We start from the raw sequence: 17,547 nt of genomic DNA on the forward strand, positions 1-17,547 counted from the left end.
GGAGTGACACGCGATTAGTCCATGGGGCCAGGCGTTGCAACTGATGGGACAACCGGAACGCGCAGGTTGCCCACCGTGAAGATCGCGCCTTCTCCGGGCCGGCCCTCCGCCTCGATGGTCCAACCGTGCCGGTCGCAGATGCGGCGGCAGGTTGCGAGGCCGATCCCGCTGCCCTCGATCCCCGATGAAACGGTCAGCCGCGCGAAGGGCTCGAACAGGCTGTCCGCGCGCTCGGGTTCGAACCCTCGGCCGTTGTCGCGAATGATGAGGGTCTGATGGGTGCGGTCGATCCGGATTTCGGGCGGTCGGTCGGGATGGCGGTACTTGATGGCGTTCCCGATCAGGTTCTGCAGGAGCTGTCCGAGCATGGTGCGGTCGGCTTCGACCTCGCCCAGGGTCTCGCCGACGATGATCGTGCCGCCTGTTTCCTCGAGCAGGAGGTCGAGGTCGGCGCGGACGGCCGCGACCGCCGTATCCAGGCACTCCGCCCCGAGCTTCGGCGCGACGTCGCCTGAGCGGGCATGTTCAAGGAGCGCGGCGATCAACGACTGGAGCCGCCGTGCGCCCTCGCTCGCCTTCGAGAGGTAGTCCAGCGCCTCGTCATCGAGACGCTTGCCGTAGTCCTCCGCCAGCAGGTCGAGCACGCTGGAGATGTTGCGTAGAGGCGCCTTCAGGTCGTGCGCCGCGGCGTGGCTGAAGTTTTCCAGCGCGCGGTTGTGCCGCTTCAGCTCGAGCTTCGCCCGGCGTTCGTGAGCGGCGCGGGCGTTCGCCTCGCGCAACTGGTCGCTCATGTCGGCGATGGTTTTCCAAGGGGCCGGCTCCGGTGTCTGGATCAGCACGAACCCCTTCACGAGCGCGTCTTCGCGGATAGGGGAGACGCGGAAGCCGAATGGCGTGCGCCTGGCCGCGCCGGCTGCCAGGAGCGTGAGGCGTGACCCGGAGGCCGCGGCGACGATGTCTCCCAGCAGTTGGTCGCGCGGGCCTTTGAACAGGCGTTCGATGGGGAGGGGCAGGGCGTCCGGTTCGAGGCTGAGCACCCTCCGGGCCGCGCGGTTCGCGACAAGGACGTTCCCGGCGGGATCGACGACAAGGGCGGCCCGGTCCATGTGATCGAAAGCCAAACTAGCATCCAGGGGCAGCGCGGCCTGGGAAACGTCAGGAATAATATTCACGGCCGCCTTCACCTTCCTTGAGATGGACGACCACGCGGCACCCGCCGTCACCAGCCGCAATCGTTTCTTCGAGCACGACCCGGGCGTATCCGAGGTTTGCCGCCGCGATGCGTCCGAAGACGCTCGACGTCATCATGCAGAGAGAGTGTCGCCCTTCCACGTAGGCGCCGAACGGGCAGCGGGTGTTGTGCAGGAAGATCGCCATAGGCGTGATCCGCTCGATCTCGAACCCGCCTTCGATCCGTGCCTTGAGGTCGACGAGGACCCGCGCGACCTGCTCGATCGCAAGCTCGTCCTCCTGCATGGCGCGACGATAGTCCGCGTCCATCATTCGGCCGATCCGGTTCCCGACGGTGGAAATGAACCCCTCCGCCTCCTCTAGGCCAACCGTGTCCTCGAGGACGATCGCGAGCTCTCTCACCAGTTCACGCAGGAACTGGTCCCGGTCGCGGGTGATGCCCGCGGCGGGGATCGTCGGGGCCGTGCTGGCCGCTTGCGAGTTGCGCTGGGTCGTCACCGGTTGCCTTTCCGTCCGTAGTTCTTCGCGTCGGCTTACCGGGTTTTCCCCAACCGGCGGTTAATGGGCCCCGGCCACGGGAACAGCTGGCGGAGCCCGGCGTTCGGCATGGCAACCAAGGAGCGCGCCATGTTTCAGTCGAATGCCGTGACCGAGATCGAGACCGGCCTCACCGCGACCTACGGCTTCCGGATCGTGCGGCGCGTGACGCGCGAGGACATGACCGAGATGTCCGACTACATGATCGACCGGTTCGCCCGCCACGACGAGGTCGACATGCTGCTCGTCTTCGACACCCCGGAGACCTCCGAGCCCGGCGCCTCGCTCAGCCGCGAGGCGATCGAAGCCCGGTTCAAGTCGCTGCGCCACGTGCGGAACTACGTGGTCGCCGGCGCCCCCGACGCCGCCGAGTCCATGATCGAGACCATGGGCAAGCTCCTGCCGGTCAACGCGAAGACCTTCGACACCGAGGCCGAGGCGCTCGACTGGCTGCGCGCCCAGCCCTCCCTTTCCTGACGGAGACCAAGATGGCCGACGACAATCATCCCGAACAGTACCAGGACCCCATGCCCGCCGCGGAGCATCGCATGGAGCCCAAGCCCGATTTCGAGCCGCGCCACCCCGGCACCGGCAAGCTCAAGGACAAGGTCGCCCTGATCACCGGCGGCGACAGCGGAATCGGTCGCGCGACGGCCGTGCTCTTTGCCCGCGAAGGCGCCAAGGTGGCCATCGCATACCTCGACGAGGACACCGATGCCGAAGAGACCCAGCGTCTGGTGGAGCGCGAGGGCAGCGAGGCCCTGCTTCTGCGCGGAGACCTCGGCGACAAGTCCACCGCGACCGACACCGTGAAGCGCACGGTGGACCATTTCGGTCAGCTCGACGTGCTCATCATCAACGCGGCACAGCAGTACCTCGATCAGGGGCTCGAGGACCTGTCCGAGGACACGTTGCGCCGGACGATGGACAGCAACGTCATGGCGCCCATCTTCGTCACGCAGGCGGCGCTCCCGCACCTGAAGCCCGGCGCTTCGGTGGTCTACACCTCTTCGGTCAACGCCTTCAAAGGCAACGACAGTCTCGTGGCCTATTCGACCTCGCGCGGCGCGACGCTGGCGCTCGCCCGGTCGATGGCCAACGCGCTGACGCCGAAGGGAATTCGGGTGAACTCCGTCGCTCCGGGACCGATCTGGACCCCCTTCATCCCAGGCACGATGGAGACCTCGGTCGACGAATTCGGCGCGGGCACCCCGATGGGCCGCTGCGGTCAGCCTTGGGAAGTCGCGACCTGCTTCCTGTTCCTGGCGTCCGACGACGGCAACTACCTCAGCGGCCAGACCCTGCACCCGAACGGCGGCGTTGTCGTTGCTGCCTGACGACCCGGTCATCTACCAGATCTACCCTCGCTCGTTCCGGGACACGACCGGCTCGGGCGAGGGCGATCTCCAGGGTATCCTCGACCGGCTCGAGTATGTCGCCTCGCTGGGCGTCGACGGCATCTGGCTTTCGCCGTTCTACTGCACGGACTTCGACGACGGCGGCTACGACGTCTGCGATCACCGGGCGGTGGACCCGCGCTTTGGCACCATCGAGGACTTCGACGCGATCGTCGCTAAGGCGCACGAGCTGGGCCTTGGCGTCATGATCGACCAGGTGCTCAATCACGTCAGCCACAAGCACGTGAACTTCGAGGCTGCGCTCGAGGGCAACGAGAAGATGGCGCAGTGGTTCGTGTTCCGCGATCCGAACCCGGACGGGACCGCGCCGAACAACTGGCTCTCGCAATTCGGTCCGCCGGCATGGACCTGGTCGCACGAACGTAGGCAGTACTACCTGCACCAGTTTCTCGACTGCCAGCCGAACCTCGACATGCGTCACCCGGACGTTCAGGACGACCACCGCAAGACCCTGCGCTTCTGGCTCGACCGCGGCGTCGATGCCTTCCGCCTGGACGCGGTGACGAGCTACCTCCACGACGAGAACCTGCGCGACAACCCGCCCGCCAGTTTCGAGGTGCACGACAAGGTCAGCGGCCCGAACCACAACCCCTACACCTACCAGGATCATCGGCACGACATGATCCCCGGGGACGGCGCCGCCTACATGGAGAAGATCAAGCAGTGGGGCGGCGAGGCCTGCTTCCTGTTGGGCGAGAGCACCTCCGGCAACAAGTCGGTTCAGCTCGCACTCGATTTCACCGAGCCGGGACGGCTGGACTCGGTCTACACGACCGACCTCCCCGAGGCCGCCACCGACCCGGGGAAGATCGCCGATGCCTTGATGGCGGCACAGGGCCGCTGGGGCAGGCTGACGTGGTGGCTCTCGTCTCACGACCAGCCCCGGTCGAACTCGGCCCATGGGGACGGCTCCTGGGCCTCTGCGCGGTTCTACCAGTTGCTCCTGTCTCTGCTCCCCGGCCCCCTGCTCATCTACCAGGGTCAGGAACTGGGCCTGCCCCAGCCGGAACTGCGGCAGGAAGAAGTGACAGACCCCTTCGACCTGCTCTACTGGCCAGAGGGACCGGGGCGGGAGGGCGCACGCGTCCCGATCCCTTGGACTTCGCAGGGGCCAGGATGGGGCTTCACGAGCGGCACGCCATGGCTCCCGATGCGCTGGGCGGAACACGACAGCGTCGAACACCAGGAAGCCGCCGCGGAAAGCCCGCTTCAGTTCACGCGCCGGTCGATCGCCTTCCGTCGCAAAGAGCGGCTGTCGCGGCCCGACACCTTCGCAGCGCTGTCGGAGAACGATGTCCTGCGGCTGGACATCCTCTTGGATGGCCGGGGGTGGCGCGCGCTGTTCAATTTCTCGGACACGGTCCCGGTCGATGGCGACTACGGCGAACCCGCGCTGTCCAGCGGGCCACTGGAGAACGGCAAGCTTCCGCCCCAGACGGCAGCGGTCTGGGGATACGAGCGGAAGCCCTGATCGGATCACCTCGAGCTCAAGAAAATTTGAGATAAATTATTTATTTAATTCAGCGGGTTATCCCTCCGGCCCCAGCGTCAAGCTGAATTGACAGCGGAACCTGTCGCTTGGGGGCCTGTTCCAGAGTCGTGTCCGACATGCTGGAGTAGCCGATGCCTGCATCGTTTTCCCGCCGCGCAGTTCTCCTTGGTCTTGGCGCCTCGGGTCTTGCCGCAGGCGCGCCGGGGCGCGCCGCCGCGCAGAATGCCTATGCCAATCTCGAAGGCACCCCCTGGTTCTATCTCACCGACGCCGAGGCCCGGTTCCTCGCCGCAGCCGGGGACGTCCTGATTCCAGAGGATGATTACCCGTCCGCCAGCCAGGTCGGCGTCGTCGACTTCATCGACCTCCAGCTCGCCTCTCCCTGGGGTAAGGGCGACGGGCTCTACCTCAAGGGCCCCTTCCCGGACGGCGCGACGAACTCGCAGGGCTACCAGATGCCATACACGCCGGCGGAGCTCTTCCGCACCGCGATCTCGCGCATCGAAGAGGCCGAGGGCACGGCGCTCGCCGACCTCGACGCTGCCGGGCGCGAGGACCTGATCACCCGTCTCTCTGAAGGCGAGATGGACCTCGGCGAAGACATCGGCGCCGCCGCCTTCTTCCAGGAGCTCCATTCGATCGTGAACGAGGGCTTCTTCGCCGACCCGATCTACGGCGGGAACAAGGACTACGCCGCCTGGGACATGATCGGCTTCCCCGGTGCGCACGCCTATTACCTCTCGTTCGTGGACCAGAACGTCCCCTACGAGAAGCCGCCCATGGGCATCGCCCACATCCCCGGGACCCGCCGCTCCGCCTCGCTCGGGGCGAGCGCCGGCGCCGCCCGCCCCGCCAACCGTACCGAGGAGGGCTGAGATGGCTGCCAGGACGCTTCCCAAGACCGACGTGGTCATCGTCGGCGCCGGCTGGACCGGCCTCGCCGTGGCCAAGGAGCTCTCGGCCGAAGGCCAGCGCTGCGTGATCCTCGAACGCGGGGACTACCGCCACGATGCCGAGAATTTCGGCGGCCCCGAAGAGCATGACGAGCTCAAGTACGCCCGTCACAAGGGCCACATGATCGACACGCCGACCAAGACGCTGTCGTTCCGCAACAACACGTCAGAAACGGCGCTGCCGATGCGGCGGCTCGGCTCCTTCCTTCCCGGCAAGGGGCTCGGCGGCGCGGGCATCCACTGGAACGGTCAGCTCTGGCGGCCCCTGCCCTCCGACCTGAACATGCGCACGCACTACACCGAGCGCTACGGGGCCGAGATCCTCGACGGCATGCAGGTGCAGGACTACGGCGTGAGTTACGAGGAACTCGAGCCGCACTTCGACTTCTTTGAGCGCGTCTGCGGCACCGCCGGTCAGGCCGGCAACGTGAACGGCGAGCAGAACGATGCCGGCAATATCTTCGAGGGCCCGCGGTCGTCGGAGTACCCCAATCCGCCGATGAAGCATTCGCCGCCGCAGAAAATCTTCCGCGATACCGCGGCGAGCATGGGCTACCACCCGTTCCCGATGCCCTCGGCCAACGTGACCGCGCCTTACGAGAACCCCTACGGCGCACAGCTGCATCCCTGCACCTACTGCGGCTTCTGCGAGCGCTTCGGTTGCGGCTACTTCGCCAAGGCCGATCCGATCATCTGCATCTACGACACCTTCGCCGAGGAGGACCCGATCGAGATCCGCTACCGCTCCCACGTCCTGCGCGTGGAAAAGAGCGAGGACGGACAGACAGCGACGGGCGTGACTTACCTCGATCAGAACGGCGAGGAGGTCTTCCAGCCCGCCGACACGGTCTGCCTGAATTCCTACGCCCTCTGGAACGTGCACCTGATGCTCGTTTCGGGCCTCGGGACGCCCTACGACCCGGAGACGGGCGAAGGCACGGTCGGGCGCAACTACGCCTACCAGACCATCGCGGCGGCGGGCGTCTTCTTCAACGACGAGGTCTGGTCCAACCCCTTCATGGGCGCCGGCGCGATGGGCATGACCATCGACGACTTCAACGGCGACAACTTCGACCACACCGACCTCGGCTTCGTCGGTGGCGGCTACATCTCGGCCAACCAGACGAACGGCCGTCCGATCAACTACCAGCCGACGCCGCCGGGCACCCCCTCCTGGGGCGCGGAGTGGAAGCAGGCCGTGCGCGAGAACTACCTGCACCACATCGGGATCGTCTGCCACGGCTCGTCGATGCCGGTTCAGGGCAACTACCTCGACCTCGACCCGACCTATACCGACGACTACGGCCAGCCGCTCCTGCGGATGACCTTCAACTTCCCCGAGAACGACCGGCGCATGTCCGAGTACCTTGTCGGCAAGGCCGAGGAGATCGCGCGGAACATGGACAATGTCCGCGCCGTCTCGACGGTCAACCGCGCCGCCGAGGGCGACAACTACTCGATCGTGCCCTACCAGACGACGCACAACACGGGCGGCGCGGTCATGGGCACCGATCCCTCGACCAGCGTGGTGAACCGCTACGGCCAGATGTGGGACCACCACAACGTCTTCGTCTTCGGCGCCTGCCTCTTCCCGCAGAACCTCGGCTACAACCCGACGGGTCCGCTCATGGGGCTCGCCTACTGGACCATCGACGCGCTCAAGAACGACTACCTGCAGAACCCCCGCCCGCTGATGGACGCGTGAGAAGGGAAAGCCCATGCGACTGACCACCAAATCCGTACTTCTCGGTCTGCCCGTCCTCTTCGGTGCGGCCCTCGCCGCCCCGGCCCAGGACATGTCCGAGGCCCCCCGCGTCAACGAACTGGAGGCCCGGCTCAACGTCGACAGCACCCTGTTCAACGCGACCATCGACGAGGAACCCTCGGACGACATGCTCGAACTCGGGCGTCTCGTGGCCATGGGGGGCGCCGAGAACGGCGGCTCCGGAATGGCCTGCGTGACCTGCCACGGCGCCAACGGACAGGGCGACGGCGCGGGGGTCTTCCCGCGGCTCGCCGGTCTTCCGGGCTGGTACATGTACAAGCAGCTCGAGGACTACGCCGAGGGCACGCGCCCGAACCGGATCATGACCGGCATCGCCCAGCGCCTCACCGAGGACGAACGCGAGGCGGTCGCGTCCTATTACGCCGTGGTCGAAGCCCCCTGGCCCGGCCCGCAGGCCGCGGCCCCGATCAGTGGCGATCAGCTCCAGTGGGGCGGCCAGCTGGCGGCGGTGGGCTCTGCCGAGCAAGGCATCCCGGGCTGCGTCAACTGCCACGGGCCGAACGGTACCGGCAATCCGCCCTCCGTGCCCTACCTCGCCGGACAATACGCGGAGTACATGAGCCACCAGCTCCAGCTTTGGCGGGAAGGCACGCGCCAGAACGACGCCATGGGCGTGATGGAGACCATCGCCTCCAAGATGACCGACGAGGACATGCGCGCCGTCTCCGCCTACTACGCGCGGGTTCGGCCCGGTCTCGAAAGCGTCACGCCGCCTGCGCCGATGGACGATGGCGAGGTTGCCGAGATCGAGACGGAAACCAGCGACCTGCTCTCCGACGTCGATTAAGGAATGATGCGGCGACTGGGGATCTTTCTGGCTCTGATCTTTGCCTTCGGCGCATCGGTCGCGGTGGCCCACTGGGCCGTCGCCCGGCCGGGGCACGAGGATCCGGTCGGCGAGATTTTCGCGGACTGGAACGACCGGCTCGCCGCGTTCAACGATTGGCGGCGGGCTCAGTCCGATAACAGGCCGGACTGGCAGGACGCCCGGCACCAGGTGCTGAATGGCGACGCAGAAACGGGTGCCCGGCTCATCGCGGATTACGGCTGCGGCGCCTGCCACACGATCCCAGGCATCGCATGGGCGAACGGGAGCGTTGGCCCGCGTCTCGCGGGCTTCGCGGACCGGGCCTACGTCGGTGGCGTGCTTCCCAACGAGCCCGGAGACCTTGTCCGCTGGCTCATCGATCCGACGATCTACGCGCCCGACACCGCCATGCCCGACCTCGGTGTGACCGAGCCGGAGGCCGAACACATGGCCGCCTATCTCTATACCCTGGGGACTGATCGATGAACTCCGAGCTCGGCGAATTCGGCGCCCAGTCGGCCCTCGTCGCTGCCGGCCAGAACGCCGAGTGGGCGCTCTGGCTTACGGTCCTGATGACCATAGCCGGCGGCGTCATCTTCCTTTTCGTCCTCTGGGCCATCGCGTCGGCCTGGCGCAGCGACGGCGGTGGCCGGACGTGGTGGATCGTGGGCGGCGGCGTGATCTTCCCGATCGTGACGCTCGCCGTGCTCTTCGCCCTCTCGACCTTCGCCCTGCGCGCCATCGCCGGACCCCAGGACGAGGAGCTGGTCATCGAGGTGACCGGCCACCAGTACTGGTGGGACGTGGTCTACGACCCCGAGGGCGTCGCCCTGCGTGACGCCAACGAGGTCTTCCTGCCCGTGGGGCGGCCCGTCACCCTGCGGCTCAAGTCCGATGACGTGATCCACTCCTTCTGGGTGCCCTCGATCGCCGGCAAGATGGACATGATCCCGGGCCGGGTGAACGAGCTCACTGTCACCGCTACCGAGGTCGGCCGCTATCGCGGCCAGTGCGCCGAGTTCTGCGGCCTCTCGCACCCGCTGATGTCCTTCGAGGCCGTGGCGCTGGAGCCCGAGGCCTTCGCGACCTTCCTCGGCAACCTGCAGGGCGAGGCGCGCGATCCGGTTCGCCCGCAGGAACGGCAGGGGCAGGAGGTCTTCGTCGAGGCGGGATGCCCCGCCTGCCATACCATTCGCGGCGTCGCCGAGGGGGCGCAGATCGGCCCCGACCTCACGCGCGTCGGCGGCCGGGCGAGCCTCGGGGCCGGGATGTGGGAGATGAACCTCGGGAACCTCGCGGGCTGGATCTCCGACGTTCAGGATATGAAGCCCGGCGCCGAGATGCCCTCCTACAACCACCTCAGCGGTCCGGATCTTCGGGCCGTCGCAGCCTACCTGGAGAGCCTGTCGCAATGACTGTCCTCGACGAAATGCGGGACTATCCCGGCGCACGCAAGGGAGAGCCCCACAAGAGCTTCGAGGAGGTCTGGGCGCAGCCGCCGGGACTCAAGGTGCTGTCCTCCGTCAGTCACCGGGTCGTCGGCAAGCGCTTCATCGCGACCGGTTTCATCTTCTTCCTGATCGCCGGGTTCCTCGCGCTTCTCGTGCGGACCCAGCTCATCGTGCCGGGCAACACCTTCCTAGATGCCGAGACCTACAACCAGGTCTTCACGATGCACGGGTCGCTGATGATGTTCCTCTTCGCGATCCCGATCCTGGAGGGCTTCGCGGTCTACCTCATCCCGCTGATGCTGGGCGCACGGGACCTGATCTTCCCGCGTCTCGGGCAGTTCGGGTACTACTGCTACCTGCTGGGTGGCATTATCGTCCTGTCGTCGTTCATCTTCGACGCGGCGCCGGCGGGCGGCTGGTTCATGTACACGCCGCTGTCGACCTCCGAGTACACGCCCGGGCTCTCCGCCGACTTCTGGCTGATCGGGATCACCTTCGCCGAGATCGCCTCGGTCACCGCGGCGGTCGAGCTCATCGCCGCGATCCTCTGCGCCCGCGCGCCGGGGATGTCGCTGACCAAGATGCCGGTCTTCGCCTGGTACATCCTGATCACCGCCTTCATGATCGCCATCGGCTTCCCGCCTCTGATCATGGGCTCGATCCTGCTGGAGACGCAGCGCCTGCTCGGCCTGCCGTTCTTCGACCCCGCGCTGGGCGGCGACCCGCTTCTCTGGCAGCATCTCTTCTGGCTCTTCGGTCACCCCGAGGTCTACATCATCTTCCTGCCGGCGGCCGGCATGGTCTCGACCATTCTGCCGACCTTCGTCGGCAAGCCGCTCTTCGGCTACGGTTTCGTCGTCGCGGCCGTCGTCTCGATGGGCTTCATTTCCTTCGGCCTCTGGGCACACCACATGTTCGCGACGGGCTTGCCCATCCTGTCGCTCTCGCTCTTCTCGGCGGCCTCGACCATGGTCGCGGTGCCCACCGGCATCCAGATCTTCGCCTGGATCGCCACCTTGGCGCAGGGACGACCCCGACTGACCGTCCCCATGCTCTTCGTTCTGGGCTTTCTCTTCATCTTCGTGTTGGGCGGCCTGACAGGGGTCATGCTCGCCTCGGTGCCATTCAACTGGCAGGCCCACGACAGCTACTTCGTCGTCGCGCACCTGCACTACGTGCTGATCGGCGGCATGGTCTTCCCGCTCTTCGGGGCCTTCTACTACTGGGCGCCGCACTTCACCGGGCGGATGATGTCGGAGACCCTCGGCAAGTGGGTCTTCTGGCTGATGTTCATCGGCTTCAACGTGACCTTCTTCACGATGCACCTGACGGGGCTCAGGGGGATGCCGCGGCGCATCTCGACCTACCCGGAGGGCATCGGCTGGGACCGGCTGAACCTGATCTCAACGCTGGGCAGTTACGTCCTCGCCGCCGGGGTGCTGCTCTTCATCGTCGACTTCCTGCGGCACCGCCGGAGCGGCCCGCCGGCCGGGCGGAACCCCTGGGGCGCGGGCACGCTCGAGTGGCTCTATCCGACCGTGACACCGGGCTTCAATTTCCACGCGATCCCGCCGGTGACGAGCCGCGAGCCGCTCTGGGACCAGCCCGAGCTCAACGATCGGGAGGCGCCCACCGTGGAGGGCATCCTGAACGTGATGACCGACGGCCGGCGCGAGACGGTCGGCTGCGACCCGGTGACCGGGGAACCGATCCAGATTCTGCGCCTGCCGCACCCGACATGGATCCCGATGTTCTCGGCGGTGATGGTCGCGATCCTCTTCGGCGCAACCCTCGCCTCCGCCTACTGGCTCTGCGCCGTCGGGGCGGTAGGGGCGCTCCTCGGCTTCGCGCTCTGGGGGTGGGAGCCCTCGGACAGCGGCGTCACCCGGTTCGCCGGACTGGGCCACAGGCTCCCGGTGAATGCCATCGACCGCAGGAGCCATATGCACGTCGGCCTCATCGGCACCCTGCTGATCCTCTTCGCCCTCTTCGGGTCGGTGGTCTTCGGGGGACTTTTCCTCTGGAACACGCAGCCCGAGTTCGCTGACGCCACGGCCCGCCCGGTCCAGCTCTGGGCCGCACTGACCGGGGCAGGGGGGCTGCTCGTCGCGCTCTTCGCAGTGGCCGCGCGGAACGCCGCCATGGCGAGCCGTTTTGCCGGGGCGGCGGGTCTCGGCGTCCTGACCGCCGCTTTCGCTGCCGCGACCGCCTGGGGTTTCTGGCTGACGCTCCTGCCGGTCGACCCCTGGGGAACGGCGCTCGGGGCCGTGCTCTGGGCGATGTCCGGTTTCGTCGCGGCCTTGCTCGGGACCGTCGTGTTCTGGGCGCTCTTCAACGTGGCACGCAAGCTCGCCAGTGCGGTGCAGCCCGGTCAGGCCATGGCGGATTTCCAGCTTGCCGGGTTCGCCAAGGGCACGGGTCTCATGACCATCGCCGCGGCAGGGCTGCTGCTGGCCTGCGCCCTGGGAGGTGTCGGATGAACGGACGCCGGACACAGCTCCTCGCAATCGCCGGACCGCCTACGGCCTGGGCGATCCACTTCGTGCTGATTTATTCGGTCATCTCCGCCCAGTGCGCGCCGCGGGCGCTGCTGGATCCGGCAAGCTCCTGGATCATCGCCGGGGTGGGCACGGCGATCCTCGTGCTGGCCGCGATCCTGCCCGCGTTCTTCCTCCGGCGGATCCCCGAGCGCCCTCTCGTGCCCGCCACGATCTGGCTCGCCGTGATCTCGGTCGTGGCGATACTGTTCGATACCGCCTTTCTCTTCACCTTCCCCACCTGCGGAGGCTGACATGGAGTACGTTCCCTTCTGCGGCACGCCGCCGGCACCCGTCGAGCTCCTGACCCGCTGGACCTTCGATCCGGCCCTGCTCCTCGGCCTCGCGGCTTTCCTGGTCGTCGGGCTCTGGACCGCCCACCGGCGCGGCCGGTTCCTGGTCGGCTGGGGATTGACCGTGCTGCTCTTCGTCTCGCCGCTCTGCGCCCTGTCGATGGCCCTGTTCTCGGCACGGGTGGGCCAGCATCTCCTGCTGACGCTGGTGGTGGCGCCGCTCATCGCCTCCTCGGTTCCCCTCCCCCGGCTCACGCCGCTGGTCACGGCCGCCTTCTTCGCCGCGCTCTTCTGGGTCTGGCACGCGCCCGCGCCCTACGCGGGAACCCTGGCCTCCGATCTGACGTACTGGAGCATGCACCTCAGCCTCTTCATCTCTTCGGTGCTCTTCTGGCGCTCGCTGGGGGCCGACCGTCCCTTCGAGAGCTTCCTCGCCGCGGCCTTCACCGCCGCGCAGATGACGGCCTATTCGGTGCTGCTGGTCCTCTCGCCCGAGCCTTGGCACGCCTGGCACGAACTCACCACGGCGCCCTACGGGATGAGCGCGCTGGGCGACCAGGCGCTGGCCGGAGGACTCATGTGGGTCGTCGGCGGACTGCTCTTCGTCGGGACGATCGGGCTCGCCGTGGCTCGGTACGCCAACAGGCAGACGCCCGTCGGGTCCTGAACTGACAAGGCTGGCTGATGTCATCCGACACGGCCAGTGGAACTCGGGCCGGCCGGGGCTGTTCGGCCCCTGCACCGCGGCAACGCGGTCGTGTCCGAGTGAAATGAACAGGTGGGGCCAAAATGCTCGAGTGGATCTCGAACAACTCCGGACCGCTGACGCTGATCGTGCAGGTCCTGACGGCGCTCGTCTGGATCGCCTACCTGCAGATCTTCATCACCAGCTTCCGGCGGCAGCGGAAGTCGAACATCCTCATCAACCGGGTGGCCGGCAACCGTGACCGGGCTCATCTGCTCGTCGGCAACATGGGGGCCGAGCCGATCAACGTCTGCGCCTTCATGGCGGACCTGTGCTTCAACGACGGATCGGAGAAACGGGCGATCATCACCGAGGGTCTGCAGGACGAGAGCGACGAGGAGGACAAGGGTGTCAAGCAGACCCGGCAGGGCCCGCTCAAGACGGCGGAGTACCGGGACCTCGGCGCCATGGGTCGCCTGCTCGACCGCGCCCTGGATGAAGTCGGTCTGCCCGGCCGGTCCGACGACGTGGATACCGTCACCTTCACGCTGGCGGCGGAGGGCAGCCATGACGGCTACCTCGTGGCGGGCAAGCAGACCTTCTGGGTCAGACGCGTCGACGGAGACCGCGCGTTTCTGCCGCAGGAGACCAACACGATCCAGATCCGCAAGCGCAAGGACCGCAAGGCGCTGAGCAAGCGCCTGGACCAGAGTCTGAAGGACGAGGCCGAACAGATCAGCAATCGGGCGACGCGCGCCGTGAAGGGCGCCGCCGAGGGCGCGCGGGCTCGGACCAGCTTCTGAGCCGCGTGCCGGCGCGGAACCCGCCGGTACGCCGCCTGTTGAGCCGCGACACCAGATGACGGAGTGGCTCATGGAGCTTGGATTGAACGGAAAGAGCGCCCTGATCACGGGCGCCGGCGGCGGCATCGGTCGGTGCACCGCCCGGCTGTTGGCCGCCGAAGGCGCGCGGCTCACCCTCACCGACAAGGACGACGAGACGCTGGCCGAGGTCTCCAAGGAGCTCGACGCAACCTGCGTGGCGGCGGACCTCTCCTCGACGAAGGGGGCCGAGACGCTGATCGGCAAGGTCGGGCATGACTTCGACATTTTCGTCCACGCCGCCGGGGTGACCGGCGCAAAGGGCGACCCGATCAAGATGTCCGACGAGGACTGGGACCACGCCTGGCATACCGACTTCATGTCGGCCGTCCGGCTGACCCGGCTCGTTGCCCCGGGCATGATCTCGCGCGGCTGGGGCCGGATGGTCTTCGTCACCTCCGAGAACGCCGCCCAGCCCTACCCGGACGAGACGGTCTACAACGTCGCCAAGACAGGGCTCCTGTCCTTCGCCAAGTCCGTCGCGATGGCGCACTCGGGCAAGGGGCTGCTGGTGAACTGCGTGGCACCGGCCTTCATCGAGACGCCGATGACCGACTACATGATGGACACCAAGGCCGAGGCCGAGGGCACGTCCCGAGACGAGGCGATCGAGGGATTTCTCGAGAGCGACCGGCCCTACCTTGCCCTCAAGCGCCGCGGCAAGCCCGAGGAAGTGGCCCCGGCCATCGCGCTTCTCTGCTCGGAGCGGGCCTCCTTCGTCACCGGATCCAACTGGCGGGTCGACGGCGGTTCCGTGGGCTCGATTCAGCTCTGACGTGATTTTGCCGGCGGGCGGTCCTTCGGATTGCCCGCCATGCCCGTGGCCTCGACCGTGAGCTCCCCGCGCAGGCGGGGGAGCGCCTCGGGGTGGGTCTTCTGCATCCAGTCGATCATCTTCTCCCGGATCTCGCAGCGCATGTCCCAATTGAGCGGCGCGGTGCGCGAGGACATCAGCGCCCGCAGGTGCATCGTGTCCTTGTCGGTGTCGACCACCTGCAGCACCTTCGCCTGCCCGTCCCAGTAGGGGCTCTCGGCGATGAACTCGTCGAGCTTCTCGCGCATCTCGTCGACCGGCATCGTGTAGTCCAGGTACCAGTAGACCGAGCCCAGGATAGAGGACCCCTCGCGCGTCCAGTTCTGGAACGGCTCCTCGATGAAATAGCTGATCGGCACGACCATGCGACGCCAGTCCCAGAGGCGGACGACCACGTAAGTTGCGAAGATTTCCTCGATCCACCCCCATTCGCCTTCGACGATCACCACGTCTTCCAGCCGGATCGGCTGGGTCAGGGCGATCTGGATGCCCGCGATGAGGTTCGACAGCACCGGACGCGCCGCAAGGCCCAGGATCAGGCCCGCCGCACCGGCGGAGGCGAGCAGCGAGACACCGTAGCGGCGCACGCTCTCGAAAGTCAGCAGGGCGGCGGCGACGGTCACGAGGACCGCGATGATCTGCACCGCCCGCTTTAGGATCCGCAGCTGTGTGAGATATTTGCGGGCGGCGAGGTTGTCCTCGGTGTCGATCCTGTAGCGCCGGACCGAGCGGGCCGCGAAATGGTCGGTCAGGAGGATCACGGTCCAGCCGACCACGATGATGCTCAGGATCGTCGCCACCCTGCCGATGACCCTCTCGAACCCGCCGGGCAGTTGGATTTGCGGGACGATGACGGCGAGGGCGATGAGCACGGCGACCAGCCGAAGCGGACGACGGCTGCGCCGGATCAGCCCGGCGAGCAGCGTTTCATGGTCGCGCAGCCACCGCTCCGTGACCATGAAGAGCGCCCGGTGGATGATCAGCGCGGCCAGGATCGCCAGGCCGATAGCCAGCAGAGGCTCGACGATCCTGGGCAGCCCGCTCCATCCGGATTGGAGGACGTTCAGCTGCTCCACGGGCTACCAGAACCAGATCAGGAAGCCGACTGTAGCCACGGTGAGGGCGCCGGCCCAGAGCGTCCGGTCGGTGTAGATCGGCCGCTCCAGCGTCGTGAAGATTTCCTTCGCTTCGGAGGCCTTCCAGACCAGCTCGTCGATCTCTTCCTTTTCCTTCCGGCGGGTCATCGCGGATATGCCCAAGTGCAGCACGATGCCGATGAACATCATGATCGTGGACATGATCGTGTAGTGAATCGCCGGCAGCCCCCAGCTCTCCCAGATACCGGTCACCTCCTTGAGGAGGAACAGCGGGATGCCGATGACCAGCCCGAGCAGGATCGTGACGAATGCACCGTTGCCGTTCAGCCAAGGCACGAAGATGCCGAGTACGTAGACCACCACGATGGGCGGGATGATGTAGCTCAGCGAGGACTGGAAGTAGGAGAACAGGCTCTCGAACGACCCGATGAAGGGTGAGTAGACCGCGCCGAAGACCATGACGAGGCCGGTCACGATGCGGCCGAGCCAGACCAGGCGCTCTTCCTTGAGCTCCGGCTTGAACGGCTGGACGAAGTCCTTGACCACGAGGGTCGAGGCCGAGTTCAGCGCGGAGTCGAGCGAGGACATGATCGCCGCGATCAGCGCCGCCATGATGAGACCGCGCACGCCGATGGGCATCAGCTCGAAGGCCAGCGTCGGGAAGGCGAGGTCCGGCGTCTCGAGGTCGGGGTAGAGCTTGAGGGCGATGAGGCCGGGCAGCACCATGAGAAAGATGTTGGGCAGCTTCAGGAAGCCCGCGAAGAAGGCCCCGACCTGTCCCTCGCGCAGGGACTTCGCGCCGAGCGTGCGCTGCACCACGAATTGGTTGATCGTCCAGTAGTAGAAGCCGAGCAGCACCACGCCCCAAAGGCCGGTCCAGGGAAGGAAGTCGTCGTCGGCCGGCAGGATGAGCCGCGTCTTGCTTTCATCCACGCCGACGAAAAGCTCCTGCCAGCCGCCGATCTCGTTCAGGCCGAGCCAGAATAGGACCGCAGCGCCGCCGATCAGCAGGATCGCCTGTACTGTGTCGGTGACGACGACCGCGGAAAGGCCGCCGAGAATGGTGTAAAGACCCGCGACCAGCGCCAGGACCGCGATGGCGGACCACAGGTTGAGCGCACCGATCGTGTTCGAGATGACGAGGCCCCCGGCGTAGAGGGCGCCCGCGGTGTCGATGAACATGATGGCCAGGATGGTGAAGAGCGAGAAGGCGCGCCGCGAACGTACGTCGTAGCGATGCTCGAGATACTCGGGGACGGTCGAGACCTTGGCGCGCAGGTAGGAGGGCAGAATGAAGATAGCGAAGATGATGAGGACGAGCGTCGCCGTCCACTCGTAGTTGAAGATCACCACGCCGTTTGAATAGGCGCCGCCCATCAGGCCGACGAAGCTCGACCCGCTCATGTTGGAGGCGAAGAGGGAGAAGCCGATCAGGTACCAGGGCAGGCTGCGGCCCGCGAGGAAGTAGTCGTCAGAGCCGCCCTTCTGCTTTCGAGAGACGTAGACGCCGTGCGCAACGATCCCAGCAAAATAAACCAGCACAATGACGTAGTCGATGACGGCGAGATCGAACTGCGCGTTTCCCAAACCGAGGGCTCCTCTCC

Annotated in this window: 17 protein-coding genes; 13 read left to right on the forward strand and 4 right to left on the reverse strand. The window is 66.7% G+C overall.

The window, feature by feature from the left end; translation table 11 throughout:
- Positions 1–14: 14 nt before the first annotated feature.
- Both F3S47_RS14320 and F3S47_RS14325 read right to left on the reverse strand, forming a co-directional pair.
- Positions 15–1,223 (reverse strand): sensor histidine kinase, encoded by a 1,209-nt coding sequence (locus F3S47_RS14320; protein WP_223877844.1) that lies wholly within the window; start codon positions 1,221–1,223, stop codon positions 15–17.
- The gene (locus F3S47_RS14325; RefSeq protein ID WP_223877835.1) at positions 1,156–1,689 is read right to left on the reverse strand and encodes a methanogen output domain 1-containing protein; all 534 of its coding nucleotides are present in this window, start codon (positions 1,687–1,689) and stop codon (positions 1,156–1,158) included. The genes F3S47_RS14320 and F3S47_RS14325 overlap by 68 nt, the downstream gene beginning before the upstream one ends.
- Positions 1,690–1,818: 129 nt before the next feature.
- Between F3S47_RS14325 and F3S47_RS14330 the strand changes: the two genes are divergently transcribed.
- From F3S47_RS14330 to F3S47_RS14390, 13 genes are all read left to right on the forward strand, one after another.
- Positions 1,819–2,205, forward strand: coding sequence for a SpoIIAA family protein (locus tag F3S47_RS14330; protein ID WP_191090200.1), 387 nt, complete (start codon positions 1,819–1,821; stop codon positions 2,203–2,205).
- Between the two features lie 11 nt (positions 2,206–2,216).
- Positions 2,217–3,065: an SDR family oxidoreductase gene (locus F3S47_RS14335; protein WP_150445961.1), complete on the forward strand. Its 849-nt coding sequence runs from the start codon at positions 2,217–2,219 to the stop codon at positions 3,063–3,065.
- Positions 3,055–4,617: an alpha-amylase family glycosyl hydrolase gene (locus F3S47_RS14340; RefSeq protein WP_191090201.1), complete on the forward strand. Its 1,563-nt coding sequence runs from the start codon at positions 3,055–3,057 to the stop codon at positions 4,615–4,617. The genes F3S47_RS14335 and F3S47_RS14340 overlap by 11 nt, the downstream gene beginning before the upstream one ends.
- Positions 4,618–4,769: 152 nt before the next feature.
- Positions 4,770–5,513, forward strand: coding sequence for a gluconate 2-dehydrogenase subunit 3 family protein (locus F3S47_RS14345; RefSeq protein ID WP_150445963.1), 744 nt, complete (start codon positions 4,770–4,772; stop codon positions 5,511–5,513).
- A gap of 1 nt (position 5,514) precedes the next feature.
- Positions 5,515–7,296 carry a GMC family oxidoreductase gene (locus F3S47_RS14350; RefSeq protein WP_150445964.1) on the forward strand — a complete coding sequence of 594 codons (1,782 nt, stop codon included), beginning with the start codon at positions 5,515–5,517 and terminating at the stop codon, positions 7,294–7,296.
- A gap of 13 nt (positions 7,297–7,309) precedes the next feature.
- Entirely contained in the window at positions 7,310–8,164 is an 855-nt protein-coding gene (locus F3S47_RS14355) for a c-type cytochrome (protein WP_150445965.1), read from the forward strand.
- A gap of 6 nt (positions 8,165–8,170) precedes the next feature.
- A complete protein-coding gene (locus F3S47_RS14360) occupies positions 8,171–8,671 on the forward strand; it encodes a c-type cytochrome (protein ID WP_150445966.1) in 501 nt (166 codons plus the stop codon).
- A complete protein-coding gene (coxB, locus tag F3S47_RS14365) occupies positions 8,668–9,600 on the forward strand; it encodes a cytochrome c oxidase subunit II (RefSeq protein WP_150445967.1) in 933 nt (310 codons plus the stop codon). Before F3S47_RS14360 ends, coxB begins: the two co-directional genes overlap by 4 nt.
- A complete protein-coding gene (gene ctaD, locus F3S47_RS14370; protein WP_150445968.1) occupies positions 9,597–12,116 on the forward strand; it encodes a cytochrome c oxidase subunit I in 2,520 nt (839 codons plus the stop codon). The genes coxB and ctaD overlap by 4 nt, the downstream gene beginning before the upstream one ends.
- On the forward strand, positions 12,113–12,427 hold the full coding sequence (locus tag F3S47_RS14375; protein ID WP_150445969.1) for a hypothetical protein: 315 nt from the start codon (positions 12,113–12,115) through the stop codon (positions 12,425–12,427). The genes ctaD and F3S47_RS14375 overlap by 4 nt, the downstream gene beginning before the upstream one ends.
- 1 nt (position 12,428) lies before the next feature.
- Positions 12,429–13,133, forward strand: a complete 705-nt coding sequence (locus tag F3S47_RS14380; protein WP_150445970.1) for a cytochrome c oxidase assembly protein — start codon at positions 12,429–12,431, stop codon at positions 13,131–13,133.
- A gap of 122 nt (positions 13,134–13,255) precedes the next feature.
- Positions 13,256–13,954 (forward strand): hypothetical protein, encoded by a 699-nt coding sequence (locus F3S47_RS14385; protein WP_150445971.1) that lies wholly within the window; start codon positions 13,256–13,258, stop codon positions 13,952–13,954.
- 70 nt (positions 13,955–14,024) lie between these two features.
- Complete coding sequence (locus F3S47_RS14390) at positions 14,025–14,807, forward strand: SDR family NAD(P)-dependent oxidoreductase (RefSeq protein WP_150445972.1); 783 nt, start codon at positions 14,025–14,027, stop codon at positions 14,805–14,807.
- Here the strand turns inward: F3S47_RS14390 and F3S47_RS14395 are convergent.
- Both F3S47_RS14395 and F3S47_RS14400 read right to left on the reverse strand, forming a co-directional pair.
- Positions 14,798–15,922 carry a mechanosensitive ion channel family protein gene (locus F3S47_RS14395; protein ID WP_223877836.1) on the reverse strand — a complete coding sequence of 375 codons (1,125 nt, stop codon included), beginning with the start codon at positions 15,920–15,922 and terminating at the stop codon, positions 14,798–14,800. The two genes, F3S47_RS14390 and F3S47_RS14395, sit on opposite strands and share 10 nt — an antisense overlap.
- 3 nt (positions 15,923–15,925) lie before the next feature.
- Positions 15,926–17,530 carry a sodium:solute symporter gene (locus tag F3S47_RS14400; RefSeq protein ID WP_150445973.1) on the reverse strand — a complete coding sequence of 535 codons (1,605 nt, stop codon included), beginning with the start codon at positions 17,528–17,530 and terminating at the stop codon, positions 15,926–15,928.
- Between the last annotated feature and the right edge of the window lie 17 nt (positions 17,531–17,547).

The sequence above is a fragment of the Histidinibacterium aquaticum genome (assembly GCF_008710275.1).
In the GTDB taxonomy this organism is placed as follows: domain Bacteria; phylum Pseudomonadota; class Alphaproteobacteria; order Rhodobacterales; family Rhodobacteraceae; genus Oceanicola; species Oceanicola aquaticus.

Coding starts and splice junctions, on each gene's coding strand:
- F3S47_RS14330 (WP_191090200.1), top strand. CDS start 1,819: ATGTTTCAGTCGAATGCCGTGACCGAGATCGAGACCGGCCTCACCGCG.
- F3S47_RS14360 (WP_150445966.1), top strand. CDS start 8,171: ATGCGGCGACTGGGGATCTTTCTGGCTCTGATCTTTGCCTTCGGCGCA.
- F3S47_RS14375 (WP_150445969.1), top strand. CDS start 12,113: ATGAACGGACGCCGGACACAGCTCCTCGCAATCGCCGGACCGCCTACG.
- F3S47_RS14335 (WP_150445961.1), top strand. CDS start 2,217: ATGGCCGACGACAATCATCCCGAACAGTACCAGGACCCCATGCCCGCC.
- coxB (WP_150445967.1), top strand. CDS start 8,668: ATGAACTCCGAGCTCGGCGAATTCGGCGCCCAGTCGGCCCTCGTCGCT.
- F3S47_RS14385 (WP_150445971.1), top strand. CDS start 13,256: ATGCTCGAGTGGATCTCGAACAACTCCGGACCGCTGACGCTGATCGTG.
- F3S47_RS14390 (WP_150445972.1), top strand. CDS start 14,025: ATGGAGCTTGGATTGAACGGAAAGAGCGCCCTGATCACGGGCGCCGGC.
- F3S47_RS14380 (WP_150445970.1), top strand. CDS start 12,429: ATGGAGTACGTTCCCTTCTGCGGCACGCCGCCGGCACCCGTCGAGCTC.
- ctaD (WP_150445968.1), top strand. CDS start 9,597: ATGACTGTCCTCGACGAAATGCGGGACTATCCCGGCGCACGCAAGGGA.
- F3S47_RS14345 (WP_150445963.1), top strand. CDS start 4,770: ATGCCTGCATCGTTTTCCCGCCGCGCAGTTCTCCTTGGTCTTGGCGCC.
- F3S47_RS14355 (WP_150445965.1), top strand. CDS start 7,310: ATGCGACTGACCACCAAATCCGTACTTCTCGGTCTGCCCGTCCTCTTC.
- F3S47_RS14350 (WP_150445964.1), top strand. CDS start 5,515: ATGGCTGCCAGGACGCTTCCCAAGACCGACGTGGTCATCGTCGGCGCC.